Origin of the sequence: Streptomyces sp., from assembly GCF_035644915.1 — a bacterium.
In the GTDB taxonomy this organism is placed as follows: domain Bacteria; phylum Actinomycetota; class Actinomycetes; order Streptomycetales; family Streptomycetaceae; genus Streptomyces.
Genome location: NZ_DASQNP010000157.1, coordinates 1 through 15,382, shown reverse-complemented (window position 1 = coordinate 15,382; position 15,382 = coordinate 1). Strand labels below are relative to the sequence as shown.

17 protein-coding genes are annotated in these 15,382 nt (G+C 72.9%); 12 read left to right on the top strand and 5 right to left on the bottom strand.

Annotated features, from left to right (window positions below):
- Positions 1-4: 4 nt before the first annotated feature.
- Both VE546_RS17950 and hisC read right to left on the bottom strand, forming a co-directional pair.
- A complete protein-coding gene (locus VE546_RS17950; RefSeq protein WP_324923498.1) occupies positions 5-1,516 on the bottom strand; it encodes a cytochrome ubiquinol oxidase subunit I in 1,512 nt (503 codons plus the stop codon).
- A 160-nt stretch (positions 1,517-1,676) separates the two neighbouring features.
- Positions 1,677-2,756, bottom strand: a complete 1,080-nt coding sequence (hisC, locus tag VE546_RS17945) for a histidinol-phosphate transaminase (protein ID WP_324923496.1) — start codon at positions 2,754-2,756, stop codon at positions 1,677-1,679.
- Positions 2,757-3,129: 373 nt separating this feature from the next.
- On the opposite strand from hisC, the gene VE546_RS17940 reads away from it, so the two are divergent.
- The 5 genes from VE546_RS17940 to VE546_RS17920 all read left to right on the top strand — a co-directional run bounded on the left by VE546_RS17940 (position 3,130) and on the right by VE546_RS17920 (position 7,738).
- Positions 3,130-4,242 carry a LacI family DNA-binding transcriptional regulator gene (locus VE546_RS17940; RefSeq protein ID WP_324923495.1) on the top strand — a complete coding sequence of 371 codons (1,113 nt, stop codon included), beginning with the start codon at positions 3,130-3,132 and terminating at the stop codon, positions 4,240-4,242.
- Positions 4,243-4,440: 198 nt separating this feature from the next.
- The gene (locus tag VE546_RS17935) at positions 4,441-5,472 is read left to right on the top strand and encodes a metallophosphoesterase (protein WP_414720516.1); all 1,032 of its coding nucleotides are present in this window, start codon (positions 4,441-4,443) and stop codon (positions 5,470-5,472) included.
- 189 nt (positions 5,473-5,661) lie between these two features.
- Positions 5,662-6,495 carry a hypothetical protein gene (locus VE546_RS17930; RefSeq protein ID WP_324923491.1) on the top strand — a complete coding sequence of 278 codons (834 nt, stop codon included), beginning with the start codon at positions 5,662-5,664 and terminating at the stop codon, positions 6,493-6,495.
- A gap of 50 nt (positions 6,496-6,545) precedes the next feature.
- A complete protein-coding gene (locus tag VE546_RS17925) occupies positions 6,546-6,917 on the top strand; it encodes a nuclear transport factor 2 family protein (RefSeq protein ID WP_324923489.1) in 372 nt (123 codons plus the stop codon).
- Between the two features lie 44 nt (positions 6,918-6,961).
- A complete protein-coding gene (locus VE546_RS17920; RefSeq protein ID WP_324923487.1) occupies positions 6,962-7,738 on the top strand; it encodes a Mut7-C RNAse domain-containing protein in 777 nt (258 codons plus the stop codon).
- A gap of 43 nt (positions 7,739-7,781) precedes the next feature.
- Here VE546_RS17920 and VE546_RS17915 read toward each other — a convergent pair whose 3' ends face one another.
- Entirely contained in the window at positions 7,782-8,588 is an 807-nt protein-coding gene (locus VE546_RS17915; RefSeq protein ID WP_324923485.1) for an alpha/beta hydrolase, read from the bottom strand.
- A 223-nt stretch (positions 8,589-8,811) separates the two neighbouring features.
- On the opposite strand from VE546_RS17915, the gene VE546_RS17910 reads away from it, so the two are divergent.
- The 5 genes from VE546_RS17910 (at position 8,812) to VE546_RS17890 (ending at position 12,582) form a co-directional block, all read left to right on the top strand.
- A complete protein-coding gene (locus VE546_RS17910; RefSeq protein ID WP_324923481.1) occupies positions 8,812-9,165 on the top strand; it encodes a PadR family transcriptional regulator in 354 nt (117 codons plus the stop codon).
- Positions 9,162-9,926 (top strand): hypothetical protein, encoded by a 765-nt coding sequence (locus tag VE546_RS17905; protein ID WP_324923479.1) that lies wholly within the window; start codon positions 9,162-9,164, stop codon positions 9,924-9,926. The genes VE546_RS17910 and VE546_RS17905 overlap by 4 nt, the downstream gene beginning before the upstream one ends.
- A 117-nt stretch (positions 9,927-10,043) precedes the next feature.
- Positions 10,044-10,883 (top strand): M23 family metallopeptidase, encoded by an 840-nt coding sequence (locus VE546_RS17900; RefSeq protein WP_324923477.1) that lies wholly within the window; start codon positions 10,044-10,046, stop codon positions 10,881-10,883.
- A 135-nt stretch (positions 10,884-11,018) separates the two neighbouring features.
- The gene (locus tag VE546_RS17895) at positions 11,019-11,933 is read left to right on the top strand and encodes a hypothetical protein (RefSeq protein ID WP_324923475.1); all 915 of its coding nucleotides are present in this window, start codon (positions 11,019-11,021) and stop codon (positions 11,931-11,933) included.
- Between the two features lie 121 nt (positions 11,934-12,054).
- Positions 12,055-12,582 (top strand): pyridoxamine 5'-phosphate oxidase family protein, encoded by a 528-nt coding sequence (locus tag VE546_RS17890; protein ID WP_324923473.1) that lies wholly within the window; start codon positions 12,055-12,057, stop codon positions 12,580-12,582.
- 21 nt (positions 12,583-12,603) lie between these two features.
- On the opposite strand, the gene VE546_RS17885 is transcribed toward VE546_RS17890, so the two are convergent.
- The gene (locus tag VE546_RS17885) at positions 12,604-13,503 is read right to left on the bottom strand and encodes a fructosamine kinase family protein (protein WP_324923471.1); all 900 of its coding nucleotides are present in this window, start codon (positions 13,501-13,503) and stop codon (positions 12,604-12,606) included.
- A gap of 63 nt (positions 13,504-13,566) precedes the next feature.
- Complete coding sequence (locus VE546_RS17880; protein WP_324923470.1) at positions 13,567-13,791, bottom strand: hypothetical protein; 225 nt, start codon at positions 13,789-13,791, stop codon at positions 13,567-13,569.
- A 253-nt stretch (positions 13,792-14,044) separates the two neighbouring features.
- Here VE546_RS17880 and VE546_RS17875 point away from each other — a divergent pair, with 253 nt between their 5' ends.
- Positions 14,045-14,539, top strand: a complete 495-nt coding sequence (locus tag VE546_RS17875) for a lamin tail domain-containing protein (protein WP_324923468.1) — start codon at positions 14,045-14,047, stop codon at positions 14,537-14,539.
- Positions 14,540-14,650: 111 nt separating this feature from the next.
- Entirely contained in the window at positions 14,651-15,160 is a 510-nt protein-coding gene (locus VE546_RS17870) for a tetratricopeptide repeat protein (RefSeq protein ID WP_324923466.1), read from the top strand.
- Positions 15,161-15,382 lie beyond the last annotated feature (222 nt).

Genomic DNA, 15,382 nt, shown 5'->3' with positions numbered 1-15,382 from the left:
CACCTCAGTAGGAGAAGGCCATGGGGCGGTCGGCGCCGTCCCTGTCGTGGCCGCCGATGCGGGTGGGCGGGTCGAGGTCGGCCGCGGTCAGCTCGGGCGGCCCGGCCTGGACGTACTTGGCCAGCAGCCGGACCTCGACGACGGCGAGGACGGCGTACAGGAGGGTGAAGACGGTCATGGAGACCAGCACCTCCAGTTGGGAGACGCCGGGGGAGACGGCGGCGGAGGTGCGCAGCACGCCGTAGACGACCCAGGGCTGGCGGCCCATCTCGGTGAAGATCCAGCCCCAGGCGTTGGCGATGAGCGGGAAGCCCAGGGTGAGGAAGGCCAGCCGCCAGTACCAGCGGGTGAGGGTGGGGCCGAGCAGCCGGTCGCGGGTGAGGGCCAGGCGCGGGACCTCGTCGGCGGTGGTGCGGTGGCGTTCGGCCAGCCAGAACCGGCGGCGGGTGAGCCACAGGCCGGCGGCCCCCAGGGCGAGGGAGGCCATGCCGAAGCCGATCATCCAGCGGAAGCCCCAGTAGGCGACGGGGATGTTGGGCTTGTAGTCGCCGGGGCCGTAGCGCTCCTGGAGGGCCTCGTTGGTGTCGTTGATGCCGGGGACGGGGGTGGAGAAGTCGCTGTGGGCGAGGAAGGAGAGCAGGCCGGGGATCTCGACGGCGACCTTGTTGTGCCCCTCGTCCACGTCGCCGTAGGCGAAGACGGAGAACGGCGCGGGGCCCTCGGTCTCCCACAGGGCCTCGGCGGCGGCCATCTTCATCGGCTGCTGCTCGTACATGATCTTGGCGAGGTGGTCGCCGCTGACGGCGGTGAGCGCTCCGGCCGCCACCAGGGTGACCAGGCCGACGCGGAGCGAGGTGCGCATCACGGGCACGTGGCGGCGGCGGGCCAGGTGGTAGGCGGCGATGCCGACCATGAAGGCGCCGCCGGTGAGGAAGGCCGCGGTGATGGTGTGGAAGAACTGCGCCACGGCGGTGTTCTGGGTGAGCACCGCGAGGAAGTCGGTGAGCTCGGCGCGGCCGGTGTCGGGGTTGATGCGGTAGCCGACCGGGTGCTGCATCCAGGAGTTGGCGGCCAGGATGAAGTACGCCGACAGCACGGTGCCGATGGCCACCATCCAGATGGTGGCCAGGTGGATCCTCTTCGGCAGCTTGTCCCAGCCGAAGATCCACAGGCCGATGAAGGTGGACTCGAAGAAGAACGCGATCAGCGCCTCGAAGGCGAGGGGCGCTCCGAAGACGTCACCGACGAAGCGGGAGTAGTCGGACCAGTTCATGCCGAACTGGAACTCCTGCACGATGCCGGTGACCACGCCCATCGCGATGTTGATCAGGAAGAGCTTCCCCCAGAACTTCGTCGCCCTGAGGTAGACCTCCCGTCCCGTGCGCACCCAGGCGGTCTGCAGGCCCGCGGTGAGGGCGGCGAGCGAGATGGTCAGGGGGACGAACAGGAAGTGGTAGACGGTGGTGATCCCGAACTGCCACCGCGCCAGGGTCTCCGGCGCCAGAGCTAGGTCCACGACACTCTCCAAAGCGGACACGGTGTGACGTACCACACGCGCTCGTGAATGCGTTCACATTCACAAGAAGTATGACGCACCTATGTTCATTCCCTCCCACCGGGGGTGGGAGGGAATGAAATCCCTGGTCAGAGGGGTGGAGGCGCCGGTGTGGGCTGTCTCACAGCTCCTTGCGGAAGTCCTGCGCGGTCTTGAGGAAGAGGTCGTTGGCCTCCACCTCGCCGATCGTGACGCGCACCCCCTCGCCCGGGAACGGCCGCACCATCACGCCGGCCCGCTCACAGACCGCGGCGAAGTCGGAGGTGCGCTCGCCCAGCCGCAGCCAGACGAAGTTCGCCTGCGTCTCGGGCACCGTCCAGCCCTGCGCGAGCAGCTCGTCGCGGACCCGCCGGCGCTCCCCGACCAGCGCCTCCACCCGCTCCAGCAGCTCCGCCTCGCTGCGCAGCGAGGCGACGGCCGCGTCCTGGGCGATCTGGCTCACCCCGAAGGGCACGGCCGTCTTGCGCAGCGCCGCCGCCACCGGCTCGTGGGCGATCGCGAACCCGACTCTCAGCCCGGCCAGGCCGTACGCCTTGGAGAAGGTGCGCAGCACGCACACGTTCGGGCGGTCGCGGTACAGCTCGATCCCGTCCGGCACCTCCTCGTCGCGGACGAACTCGCGGTACGCCTCGTCCAGCACCACCAGGACGTCCCGCGGCACCCGGTCCAGGAAGCGCTCCAGCTCGGCGCGGCGCAGGGCGTTGCCGGTGGGGTTGTTGGGGTTGCAGACGAAGATCAGCCGGGTGCGGTCGGTGACGGCGTCGGCCATCGCGTCCAGGTCGTGGTCCTCGCCCTCGGTCAGCGGCACCCGGACGGAGGCGGCCCCGGAGATCTGGGTGATGATCGGGTACGCCTCGAAGGACCGCCAGGCGTAGACCACCTCGTCGCCGGGGCCCGCCGTGGCCTGGAGGAGCTGCTGGGCGACGCCCACCGAGCCGGTGCCGGTCGCCAGGTGGGTCACGGGCACGTCGAAGCGGCTCGCCAGCTCGCTCATCAGGGCGCCGCAGGCCATGTCCGGGTAGCGGTTGAAGGACCCGGCCGCGGCGGTGGCGGCCTCCAGCACGCCGGGCAGGGGCGGATAGGGGTTCTCGTTGGAGGACAGCTTGTACGCCGCCGGACCGCCGGCCGCCGGGGGACGTCCGGGCTTGTAGGTGGGGATTCCCTCCAGCGCCGCGCGCAGCTTCGGGGCCGTCTCCGTCATGGCAGGTCCTCCTCGACCCTCCGGGCCAGTCGTGGAGCGGTCGTACCACAGCTCGTACCGCTCGTACCGCACACCCTAGAAGGATTCCCGGAACCCGCGTAGGGCCCGGACCCAGGGGCGCATAACCATATGCGCGCGCGGGTGGCGTGCGCCGTGGCGCGCGTCACCCGTGGAGGTGAGTTGAGACGGCTTCGAAACCTTCGCGGTTCTGCCGGAGCAAGCGGCGAAGAAACAGCAGAAACGATGGACCGACCTGCCAACTCCCGCCTCTTCCATGGTCGTTACCGCTGATCCGGTTTGCAGAATCGTCCCTTCAGACTCTCTTCCGTACACCCCCGCGAACGGCGGACCACAGCCCTACTATCAGCACGCCATGACAGCAGCAGGGAAGCACCAGACGAGCCGGTCACACGGCCGGCGGCTGGGGCGCGCGGGCATCCGGGACGTGGCCGCCGCGGCCGGCGTCTCGATCACGACCGTCTCGGACGCGCTCAACGGCAAGGGCCGCCTGCCCGAGGCCACCCGCCGCCACGTCCGCGAAGTCGCCGACCGGCTCGGCTACCGCCCCTCCGCGGCGGCCCGCACGCTCCGCACCGGCAAGTCGGGACTGATCGGCCTCACGGTCACCACCTACGGTGAGGAACCCTTCACCTTCACCGAGTTCGCCTACTTCGCCGAGATGGCCCGCGCCGCCTCCTCCGCCGCCCTGGCCCGCGGCTACGCCCTGGTGATCCTGCCCGGCAGCACCCGGCAGAGCCCCTACGACGTCTGGTCGAACGTCGCCCTCGACGGCACCGTCGTCATCGACCCCTCCGACCGCGACCCGGTGGTCACCGAGCTGGTCCGCCAGGGCATCCCCGTGGTCTCCGACGGCCGCCCCTGCGGCGACCTGCCCGTCACCGCCTGGGTCGACAACGACCACGAGGCCGCCGTGACCGGCCTGCTGGACCACCTGGCCGCCGCCGGCGCCCGCCGCATCGGCCTGCTCACCGGCACCAGCACCGACACCTACACCCGGCTGTCCACCAGCGCGTACCTCCGGTGGTGCGAGCGCGCCGGACAGGACCCGGTGTACGAGGCGTACCCCGCCCACGACCCCTGCGCGGGCGCCGTCGCCGCCGACCGGCTGCTGGCCCGGCCCGACCGCCCCGACGCCGTCTACGGCCTGTTCGACCCCAACGGCACCGACCTGCTCGCCGCCGCCCGCCGCTACGGCCTGCGCGTCCCCGACGACCTGCTGCTGGTGTGCTGCAGCGAGTCCGCCGTCTACGCCAGCACCGAGCCGCCCATCACCACCCTGTCCCTCAAACCCGGGCGCATCGGCACGACGGTCGTCCAGCTCCTGATCGACGCCATCGAGGGCAACGACAGCGGCCTGCCCGTCCAGCAGATCATGCCCACCGACCTGATCGTCCGCACGTCCTCGCAGCGCCGCCGGCCGCGGACGACGGTGAACGCCCCGCGCTCCCCCGAACAGCACAGTTGAGCGAGCGAACCGACCATAACGGGACAAAACCGAACACCGTCCGGCTTCCGCCCGGCCACGGCCCGAATTGTCGTCCCCGGGTGCGTCACAAGGCGCGACCTGCGTTCCTATGATGGGCGCACGACACCAGGACCGGCTTCCACCAGGGGGCGACCCCGCGGAGGCGGAGAAAGGGTCCGGCAGGTGCAGGCGCGCGCGATGGTGGAGGGGCCGATGACTCAGGGGGCCGGTCGGGGAGCCGACGTGTGGCACGACGCGAGCGCGATGGGCGCGGCCACCCCGCTCCCTGACGGATACACCCCCACCCAGCGGGACCTGCCCGTCATCGGCGCCGCCGGGCCGGTCCCCACCCCCACCCTGATCGACGCCCCCTCCCCCCTCGCCTCCCCCGGTCCGTCCTCCCAGGGCGGCGAGGGCCCGCTGTACGTCGTCGGCGACGTCCACGGCTACCTCGACGAGCTGCGCGCGGCCCTGCTCAACCAGGGGCTGATCGACACCGAGGACCACTGGATCGCGGGCAACGCCCGGCTGTGGTTCCTGGGCGACTTCACCGACCGCGGCCCGGACGGCGTCGGCGTCATCGACCTGGTGATGCAGCTCTCCGCCGAGGCCGCCGCCGCCGGGGGCTACTGCAAGGCGCTGATGGGCAACCACGAACTGCTGCTGATCGGCGCCAAGCGCTTCGGCGACACCCCCGTCAGCTCCGGCGCGGGCACCGCCTCCTTCAAGGCCGCCTGGCTGCTCAACGGCGGCCAGCACTCCGACATGGAGCGGCTCCAGGACCACCACGTCCAGTGGATGTCCCGGCTGGACGCCATGGCCCTGGCCGACGACCACCTGCTGGTGCACTCCGACACCACCGCCTACCTGGAGTACGGCAGCACCATCACCGACGTCAACGACGCGATCACCGAGACCCTCACCCACCACGACGCCGACGAGACCTGGGACCTGTTCCGCAAGTTCACCAAGCGCTTCGCCTTCCGCGACGAGGCCACCGGGGCGGCCGCCGCGCGCGAGCTGCTGGACACCTACGGCGGCCGGCGGATCGTCCACGGCCACAGCCCGATCCCGTACCTGCTGGGCGAGGTCGGCTCCGAGGACGGCGGCGACGGCACGCCGCAGGTGCACGGCCCGCACGTCTACGCCGACTCCCTCGCGGTCGCGATGGACGGCGGAGTGACCATGGCCGGAAAGCTGCTGGTGGCCCAACTCCCCCTGCCGGAGTGAGAGTTGGCGGCCGGGTCGGCCGCGCACGGGCAGGCCGGGGGGTGAACGCCCTCATCCGGCGGTGCGTATTTTCCGGAAACACCCTGTCACGGCCCGATGGAACCGCTCTACCATCGGGCTCCCTGCCTTCAGCGAGCTCTCTCCTCCGTTTTTCGCCCTCACGGCCTTACGGAGCACCGGGGGATGCACATGAACAGCGCTCCGCACCTGCGCCTTGAGGACCGCCCCGAGTTCGAACGGGTCCTCGACGAGGCCCTGCGCACCGTACGCCACCGTCCTGATCCGGCCGCCGGACGGCGGCTGACCACCGAGCAGTTGCGCATCATGGCGCTCGGCGCCGCCGCGGCGATCGCCGCCTGCGCGGCCGAGGAGTACGACCACTTCGTCCGGCTCCGCGAGGAGCTGCGCCGGCCCGACCACGCCCCCTCGGCGCAGGGCACGGTCCAGTCCCCCGCCGGGGCTTCCGGCTCCGGCGGGCCCGGGCTGCTCCCGATGCTCTCCGTCCTGGCGCCCCTGCTCGCCGGGACCGCCGCCGTGATCTTCCTCCTGGTCGGCCACGTCCTGCGCATGATGACGCCCGAACCCTCCATCGCCGCACCGATGCGCGGCGCGGGCTGGGCCTTCGCCGCCCTGACCGCCGTCACGCTCCTGGCCGCGTGCGCCGGCCTGCTGGTCACCGCCCTGCGCCACGGCGCCGGTTCGGTCCGGGAGGGCGGCCCCGGCGGGCAGGACACCCTCGCCGAGGAGGTCGCCCGGGCCCGCACGGCCTGGCGCACGGCACTGCTGGAGCGCGGGATGGTGCCCTTCCTGCGCGAGGCGCTGGCCGCCCCGGGAGGCGCCCCCGCCTCCCGGGAAGCCCCGAAGCCCCCGGGGGAGGGCCGCCACCCCCGGCTGGGCTACACGCATCCGGGCTTCTCCAGCCCGGGCGCGGACACCTCCCACCAGGCGGCCACCGGACCCCGCTTCACCAGCCCGGACTTCACCAGCCCCGACTTCGGCGGCCCCGAGCACGCCCCGGACTAGGGGACGAGGCGCCCCGCGCCAAGGGGGCTCCGCTCTGGTAGGACAGGAGGATGCAGGAAGAAGCGGGCCGGGAGGCCATCGACACCTTCATCTCCGCCTTCAACGCCTCCAGCGACGCGTACGTCACCGAGCTGCTCTCCCAGGCGCTCACCCCGGACGTGGTCTTCTGGGGACCGCTGGGACGGAGCGGCGGGATCGAGGCCGTGGAGCGGTTCATCATCGAGCTGCGCGGGCATCCGGCGGGACCGGGCACCATGGCCCGCTCCTCGGCGGTGGACGCGCCCGGGGAGTGGGCGCGCTACCGGTGGACCTACCGCACCGCCGACGGCGGGCCCGCCCTCACGGGCACCGACGTGGTGCACCTGCGGAACGGGCGGATCGACCGGATGATCGTGTTCGCCGGCGACCTCCCCGCCCGCTGAAAACCCACTGATGCGGGCGGGCGGCAACTGGCATGCTGGGTGACATGGATCACCGACCACCGGGGCCGCCGGAGCCGCGCGGACTGACCCTGAGGATCTCCCCCGAGCTGCGGATGTTCCTGCCCGCACGCCACCGCGGCACCGAACTCCTCGCCGTGCCCCACGACGGCACCTCCTCCCTCGTCCACGTCGTGCAGTCCGCGGGCGTCCCGCTGACGGAGGTGGGCGCGCTCCTCCTGGAGGAAGGGGACGGCGGACGGCCGGTGGAGCCCTCCTACCGTCCGGCGGCGGGCGAGACGGTCCGGGTCGAGCCCGTGCCGCGGCCCCAGCCGGTGCCGGACGGGCCGCCGCGCTTCCTGCTGGACGTGCACCTGGGCACCCTGGCCCGGCGGCTGCGGCTGGTGGCGGGCGCGGACACCGCCTACCACAACGACATGGACGACGCCGCCCTGGTCGAACAGGCCAACGCCGAACGGCGCGTGCTGCTCACCCAGGACCGCGGGCTGCTGATGCGCCGGCAGTTGTGGATGGGCGCCTACGTGCGCGGCTCGCGCCCGGACGACCAGCTCGCCGACGTCCTGGACCGCTTCGCGCCGCCCCTGGCGCCGTGGACGCGGTGCACGGCGTGCAACGGCACGCTCGCCGACGTCGCCAAGGCCGAGGTCGAGCACCTGCTCCGCCCGGGCACCCGCCGCTCCTACGACACCTTCGCCCGCTGCCGCGACTGCGGGCACGTCTACTGGCGCGGGGCGCACGGGGACCGGCTGGAGGCGCTGGTGGCGGAGGCCGAGCGCACCACCACGCCGCACGCCGCGCCCTGACCCGCCGGCGCCGGCCGGCCCGGCTGCCGGGCCGGCCACCGGGTCAGGTGCGCGGGGCGCGCAGGAGGAACTCCTCCAGCACCGGCGCCAGCGCCCCGGCCTCCACCTCGTGGGTCTGGCCCTCCAGCGTGCGGTACTCCGCGCCGGGCACGGCGTCCGCGACCGCCCGCGCCGTCTGCCGCATCCACTCCCAGGTCTCGCCGCCGGCGAGGACGAGGGTGGGCACCGTGACGGAGGCCAGCCGCCCGTGCGGCGGCGAGCCGTCCCCCATGGCCGCGTCGTCGTAGGCGAGGGTGTGGGCCAGCGCCTCGAACTCCGGCCACACCGGGGAGTTCCGCAGCCCGGCGACGACCTCGGACGGCGCGCCGGTCATCCTGACGAACAGCTCGACCGCGTCCCCCCGGCGCCCGGCCGCCAGCACCTCGGCCAGGCGCGCGGTGTACTCCGCCTTCGCCTTCCGGTTGTCCTCCTCCAGCGAGTACGGCGGCTCGTACATCACCAGGTGCGAGACGCCGGCGCCGCCGTCCGCCGCCGCCGCGAGGGCCAGGGCGGCGCCGGAGGAGAAGCCGCACACCGCCGCCGATCCGCCCGCCTCGGCGACGAGCGCCGCGATGTCCTCGACCTCGCGGTCCACCGCGTGCTGCGTGGGGGTGCCCCCGGCGACGTCGCCGCTCGCGCCGCGCCCCCGGCGGTCGTAGGTGTAGACGGTGAAGCGCCGGGCCAGGAGGGCCGCCAGCGGCGCGTTGACCTTGCGGTCGCAGAGCGCGCCGCTGACCAGGACGACCGGCGGGCCGTCCCCGGCGCGCTCGTAGGCGATGGTGGTGCCGTCGCGCGAGGTCACTGTTCCCATGGCTGTCTCCTCCTGCCCTTCCCTGCCTCTTCCCGCCGCCGCCCCGGCCCCCGGGGACGGGCGGGCCGGGCCCTGCGCCAGGGTGGACCGCCCGGCGCGGCGGAACTCATCGGTCGTACGCCTCCCCGTTCCCCGCCGCCGTCCGCCCCTCCTCCCACGCCCTCCCCTGTTCTGCTCGGCCACATAGCTTGCACAGCTACCTATCTCATGGTGTCATCTAGGTATGGCGACAGACCGAAGAGCCAGCTGGCTCAAGGGCGTTCTCGACCTGCTGGTCCTGTGCTGTCTGACCGACGGCGAGAGCTACGGCTACGAGATCGCGAAGCGGCTGGACGAGGCCGGGCTCGGCACGATCCGGGGCGGCACGCTCTATCCGGTGCTCAACCGCCTGGAGGAGGCCGGGCTGGTGGAGGCCGAGTTCCGTGCCGCCGGACGCGGCCCCGGCCGCCGCTACTACCGGCTGACCGGCGACGGGCGCCGGAGCCTGGCCGAACAGGGCGGTGCGTGGCTGGCGTTCCACCGGTCGGTGAGCGCCCTGCTGGCCAGGGGCGGCGTGGAAGGCCCGACGGAAGGATGACGGGGGAGAACATGGACGCGTACTTCACGGCCCTGGCGGACCGGCTCCGCGCGCGGGGCGTCGCCGAGGAGAGGGTGACCGCCGTCCTCACGGACCTGCACGACTACCTGCTGGACGCCGACACCACCCCGGAGACGGAGTTCGGCCCGGTGGAGGAGTTCGCCGAACAACTCGCCCGCGGCACCACGGGCGCCTCCCCCGGCGAGGCCGCCGGGGAGCCCGGCCCCCGTGCCGAGGAGTGGCGCTGGCTCTGCGACGTCTACACCGACCGGGAACTGCTGGACCGCTACGGCGACCAGGGCTGGGAGGTCGAACGCGTCGACCGGCTGGGCCGCTTCGTCTGCCGCCGCGACCCCGGCCGCGCGATGCGCTGGGAGTACCGCCGCGAGATCGTGGGACGCGGGGAGCGCGACGAGATCGCCACCCGCCTCGCCCCGGACGGCTGGGAGCCGTGCGGCCGGTGGCTGTACATCGCGTACTTCAAGCGCCCGCGCGCCGTCACGTCCGGTCCCGCCGCCGAACTCCCCGCCGTTCCCGAGGTCCCGGCCCGCCAGGTGTTCCTCGGCCCGAAGTACCGGCGCCTGCTCGTGGTGTGCCTGGCCCTGTGGACGGTGGCGGCCGTCGTCCTCCTGGTCACCGACGTGTCCCCGCTCGATCCCACCGTGCTGGCCGGTACGGCCGCCGGCGCCCTGGCCGGGGGTGTCATCGGCTCGTACGGCCTCCGCCGCGAACTGGCGAAGGAGTCCGCCGGCAGACCGTGACCCGGAAGGTGTGGACACCGCCGGGAGACCTCGTCCAGGCTGGCCCGGGCCGGTGGCGGACGCCCCGGCGAACCGGCAGGCCCGGCGAGCAGGACACGAGGAGGACACCCGATGCCCGTGAACCGCCGAGTCCGCACGGCCGCCCTGGTGGGACGGCTGCGCCCCGGCCTCTACGGCCTGGTCGTGCTGCTCGTGCTGGTCGACACCGCCGTCGACCTGCTCGACTCCACAGCCGGTCCCGCCGCCGGCGTCCCCGGCGGGGTGCTGCTCGCGGCGGCCGTGCTCGCGCTGTCCGCCGAGGCGCTGCGGTGGTACCTCGGCCGGGAGGGGCACCGGGGCCCCGAGCCCGCGCCGACCGAGGTCGCGCCGCCGGTCACCGGCCGCTGGCACGCGCTCAACAGCCCGGCCGACAAGGTGCCCAGCCACGGCACCCGGGCCTACGGGCAGGCGTACGCGATCGACATCGTCCACGAGCCGGAGGACCGGCCCCGCCCGGCGTTCGGCTGGTGGCCGCTCGTGCGCCGCAACGGGGACTTCCCGGCCTTCGGGGAACCGGTGCTGGCCGTGGCCGACGCCACCGTCGTACGGGCCCGGGACGGCCGCCGCGACCACCTCAGCCGCAACTCCTACCCGGCCCTGCTGCCCTTCTTCGCCGAGGCGTCGGCCCGCGACCTGGCCGGGCCCGGCGCCATCGTCGGCAACCACCTGGTGCTCGACCTCGGCGACGGGACGTACGCCCTCTACGCCCACCTGAAGCGCGGCTCCATAACCGTCCGGGAGGGCGAGCGGGTGCGCGCGGGCCAGGTGGTGGCCCGGGTCGGCAACACCGGCAACTCCACCGAACCGCACCTGCACTTCCAGCTCATGGACGCCGCGGACCTGCACACGGCCCGCGGACTGCCGTTCACCTGGCGCGGCGTCGGCGTACCGGGGAACGGCGAGACGTTCACCGCGTGACGCGCACTCCGCCCCCCTCCCCTGCCAGGCAGCCCATTTGACGCATTGTCCGGTTCTGGAGGGTTGAGCGGTATCCGCCGGGAAACGCGGAGCGGTATCGGACGAATACCACTTCGCGATACCGAGGGAGAGCGGATGACACGCGTGTCACGCAGGACCAGGACCGGCGTGGTGATGGCCGCCGGACTGCTGGCCGGCACGGCGCTGACCGGGTGCGGCAACGAGGAGGGCGGCAGCACCGCCGAGCCGGCGGCCGACGGCCGGGAGGACGCCGCCGAGGTCGTACGGACCGCCCACGAGAAGACCGTGGCGGCCGGGACCGCGAAGATGACGCTGAAGGTGCAGGCCGGCTCGGACGGCCGGCAGCAGGCGGTCACCGGCGACGGCGCCATCGACCTGGCCGACGGGACGAGCGACCTGACGATCCGGCTCGGCGGCGAGACGATCCGGCAGCGCGTGGTGGACCAGGCCCTCTACCAGAAGCTGCCGGAGTCCCTGCGGAGCCGGGTGTCGGACGGCAAGCCGTGGATCAAGGTCGACCTGCGCGAGGCCACCGGACGGATCGACGGCGTCAGCGGCTTGCAGATCACCGACCCCGCCCAGTCCGTCGACTACGCCAGGGCCCTGTCGGACGACGAGGCCGCCCTGCTCGGCAAGGAGAAGGTCAACGGCGTCGACACCACCCACTACCGCGTGGTCGTGGACGTCGAGGAACTCGCCGGCGACGACACGGCCCAGGGCGAGCGCCTCCGCCAGCAGCTCGGGGAGTCCCTGCCGATGCACCTGTGGGTCGACGGCCAGGACCGCATCCGCCGCCAGCAGTTCGAGATCAACGTCAAGGGCCCCGGCGACGCGTCGGCCCCCGCGCGGAAGTCGCAGGGTCCGGAGCCGGAGCCGTCGGAGCGGACGCAGAACGCCACGGTCCGCACCGTGATCGAGTTCAGCGACTTCGGCACCCCCGTCAAGGTCTCCCCGCCCCCCGCCGGCCAGACCGAGGACGTCACCGACAAGCTCGTCCAGGCGAGCGGCAAGTCCTCCTCCAACGGCTGACCTCCACGGGCAGCGATGAGTCCGGCCACCGGCGGACGTCTCCACCGTCGCAGGAGTCCGCGGGGTTCCCGCGGAGATCCACGGCCCGGAGCGCGGGCACGAGCAGGAGGAGACGACGGGCATGGTGAGCACGGCAGGCACGGCGGGCCCCGGACCGGTGGCCGAACTGGATCCCCGGTTCAGCGCCGAGGACGCGGCCCCGGTCCCCTGGGCGGAGGCGCTCGCGGCACTGGAGGCGGCGGAGGTGTTCTGGTTGTCGACCGTACGGCCCGACGGACGCCCCCACGTCACCCCGCTGCTGGCCGTCTGGCTGGACGGCGCACTGCACTTCTGCACGGGCCCGGACGAGCGGAAGGCCCGCAACCTCGCGCGGAACGCGCACTGCGCCCTCACCACCGGGACCAACACCCTCCGCGAGGGCCTGGACCTGGTGGTCGAGGGCGAGGCCGTACGGCTGTACGACGACGCCGTGCTCCGGCGCCTCGCCGACCGCTACGAGGACAAGTACGGCCCCGACTGGCGCTTCACCGTGCGCGACGGCGCCTTCCACAGCGCGGAGGGCGGCGAGGCACACGTGCACCGGGTCGCCCCGGCGGTGGCCTTCGGCTTCGCCAAGGGCACGTACGGCCAGACCCGCTGGCGGTTCTGAGGAGTTCCGGCCCGCCCCTCGTCACCGTGCGGGGGGACGGCGCACGCGGAACGGGGCGACGATCTCGCGCACGGCGTCGGCGGCGCCCCAGTCGTCGTCCCCGTGCGCGACGATGCTCAGCAGCTCCCGCAGGTGGAGCAGCCGCATCCGGTCCCGCCAGCCGTCCTCCGGCCCGGCGAGCTCCTCGTACACCGCGAAGAAGCGCTCGGACTCCGGCGGGCGGGGCGAGCACCACAGCATGCTGAGGTCCACCTCGGGCCAGGCGTACGACACGGCCGGATCCACCAGTGCCGGGCGTCCGTCCGCGTCGGCCAGGAGGTTGCCGCTCCACAGGTCGCCGTGGGTCAGGCACGGCGGCTGCTCCGGGACCAGTTCCGGCAGGCGTTCGCACAGCCGCTCCAGCGCGCGCCGTTCCTCCCGGCCGAACGCCTGCTCCACCAGCGGCTCGGACAGCCACCGCAGCACGCGCCGCCGGGCGAAGAACGCGTGCCCGTCCTCGTCCCAGGCGTTCTCCTGTCGCATCCGCCCCAGCCGGCCGTCACGGTGCCAGCCGAAGCGGCCGGAGACGGTGGTGGTGTGCAGGGCGGCGAGCACGTGCGCGAGCCGCTCCCAGTACCCGCAGGTGTCACGGCGCGGGTGCAGCGGCGTGAGCACCAGCAGGTTCGGCCCGGCGTACAGCACCCCGGGCACGGTGACGCCGTCGACCCCGTCCAGGGCGCGCAGCCCCTCGGCCTCGATCTCGAACACGTCGAGCGCGTCCGGGCCGGGCCCGTCGAGCGTCTTGGCGAACACCCGCGAACCGTCCCGCAGCACCGCCACCCCGGCCACGGCCACGACTCCGCCGCTCGCCGCGCTCAACGCCTCCACGGCGTACCCGGCGTCCCTCAGCCGCCCCGCCAGCAACCCCTCCGCAGCCGTCACCGCTCCAACCAACCACAGGTCCCGTACCGGCGGGAAGCCGCCGCCCTCGCCCCCATACCCGACTCACCGGTGCCGGACCACGGGCTCGATCATCTCCCACTCCTCGCCCGGACTGTCCACGGCGAGGAACTCGCTCAGATAGATCTCCGTCTCGGGGTTCGGGTCGTCCCCTTCCCGCCACACGGCCTCGCACTCGGAGCAGAGCTGGAATTCCTCTCCCCTGTCCCTGCGCCGGAACGGACGCAACCGGTCCTGTCCGCAGTGCGTACAGGCGATCCCCTCGTTCACGGCCGCTTCATCGCCTCATGGCGATGTGTCGTTCGCGACATGTCCTCACCTTCCCGAGGTTTCCGCCCACTTCGGGAAGTGTTCCCGTCACGGCGAAGCCACAGATCAGCCATGCCGAAGGCTCGCACCGAAGATCCACCTCGGTGGCCCCGCCCCACGGCCGGGGTCCGAGGTGTGATTTCGAACCGGAACCAACACCTCGTCAGCCTATGTATGCTCCTGTCGTTCCATCACATCCCAGGGGGGATCTTTCGTGCGCAAGCACCCCGTCATAGCCGCAGCCATCACCGCCGGTGCGCTGGCCGCCCTCATCGCCGCCCCGGCCCAGGCCGCCGAGTACAGCTCGGCGCTGAAGGTCCGCGGAGTCCAGTACGACGCGCCCGGCCGCGACTCCAACAGCTGCTCCTCGGGCAACACCCGCGAGGAGTACCTGACGATCAAGAACTACTCGTCCTCGTCGACCGTCAACCTCAAGGGCTACGTCGTCAAGGACGCCGCCGGGAACCGCTTCACCTTCACCGCGAGCCACTACCTCCAGCCCGGTGACTACGTGAGGCTCCGCGGTGGTCGCGGCACCGACTCCGACGCGAACAACGTGGTCTACCGCAACAACTGCAACTTCCTCTGGAACAACGACCGCGACACGATCTACCTGTACAAGCCCTCGGGCAGCCGCGCGGACGTCCACTCCTACACCAGGAGCGGATCCGACCCCGACGGCAACGGCTACATCACCTTCCACAACTGAGTCGGATGTGCGCAGGCCCCCACCTCCCCGAGCGGAGGTGGGGGCTCGTCGGTTCTCCGGATGTCGTGGACGGTCCCCGACGCCGGCGGTCCGGCCTGGAATGCTGGGGCGATGACGACGACGGAAGCACGGTGGGAACAGCGGGTCGGGGAGCTGTGGGACGCCTTCGACGACCACGAACCCGACGCCTTCCTCGGACGGATCGAGGCACTGGCCGCCGAGCGTCCGCCGGGTGACGCGGTCGCCCTGTACGAACTGGCCTCGGCCCATGACGCCCTCGACCACGAGGAGGAGGCCGCCGCGCTCTACCGCCGGGCCCTCGCCGCCGGTCTGCCCGGGAAACGACGGCGCCGGGCCGTGATCCAGTTGGCCAGCACCCTGCGCAACCTCGGCCGGTCCGAGGAGAGCGTCGCCATGCTGACGGCCGAACGGGACGCCGTCTCCGACGAGTTGGACGGTGCCGTCACCGCGTTCCTCGCCCTGTCCCTCGTCGACGCCGGACGGGAGCGGGAGGCGGCGGCCCTCGCCCTCGCCGCGCTCTCTTCCCACCTGCCGGAGTACGGCCGCTCACTGAGCCACTACGCCCGCGCCCTCACCCGGGGAAGCGCGGAACCGCGCTGACCCTCTCCCCGGTGCTGCGGAGTCCGGGCGGGAGCGCACCGCCTCCGGCCCGTGGGAGTGCGGGCCGGAGGCGGCGGAAGGTGCACGGCAGGCAGCCGGGTCAGTCGGCGATCGGGAGGTAGACGCGGTTGCCCGCCTCCGCGAACTCCCTGGACTTCTGCTCCATGCCGGCGAGGGCCTCGCGCTCCTCGTCGCCGACCGGCTCCATGGAGTCGCCGTAGT

Bases quoted from the DNA above. Each gene is read 5' to 3' on its own strand.
- hisC (WP_324923496.1), bottom strand. From the start codon at position 2,756: ATGACGGAGACGGCCCCGAAGCTGCGCGCGGCGCTGGAGGGAATCCCC.
- VE546_RS17910 (WP_324923481.1), top strand. From the start codon at position 8,812: ATGGCGACAGACCGAAGAGCCAGCTGGCTCAAGGGCGTTCTCGACCTG.
- VE546_RS17920 (WP_324923487.1), top strand. From the start codon at position 6,962: ATGGATCACCGACCACCGGGGCCGCCGGAGCCGCGCGGACTGACCCTG.
- VE546_RS17890 (WP_324923473.1), top strand. From the start codon at position 12,055: ATGGTGAGCACGGCAGGCACGGCGGGCCCCGGACCGGTGGCCGAACTG.
- VE546_RS17925 (WP_324923489.1), top strand. From the start codon at position 6,546: ATGCAGGAAGAAGCGGGCCGGGAGGCCATCGACACCTTCATCTCCGCC.
- VE546_RS17930 (WP_324923491.1), top strand. From the start codon at position 5,662: ATGAACAGCGCTCCGCACCTGCGCCTTGAGGACCGCCCCGAGTTCGAA.
- VE546_RS17915 (WP_324923485.1), bottom strand. From the start codon at position 8,588: ATGGGAACAGTGACCTCGCGCGACGGCACCACCATCGCCTACGAGCGC.
- VE546_RS17895 (WP_324923475.1), top strand. From the start codon at position 11,019: ATGACACGCGTGTCACGCAGGACCAGGACCGGCGTGGTGATGGCCGCC.
- VE546_RS17905 (WP_324923479.1), top strand. From the start codon at position 9,162: ATGACGGGGGAGAACATGGACGCGTACTTCACGGCCCTGGCGGACCGG.
- VE546_RS17935 (WP_414720516.1), top strand. From the start codon at position 4,441: ATGGTGGAGGGGCCGATGACTCAGGGGGCCGGTCGGGGAGCCGACGTG.
- VE546_RS17940 (WP_324923495.1), top strand. From the start codon at position 3,130: ATGACAGCAGCAGGGAAGCACCAGACGAGCCGGTCACACGGCCGGCGG.
- VE546_RS17870 (WP_324923466.1), top strand. From the start codon at position 14,651: ATGACGACGACGGAAGCACGGTGGGAACAGCGGGTCGGGGAGCTGTGG.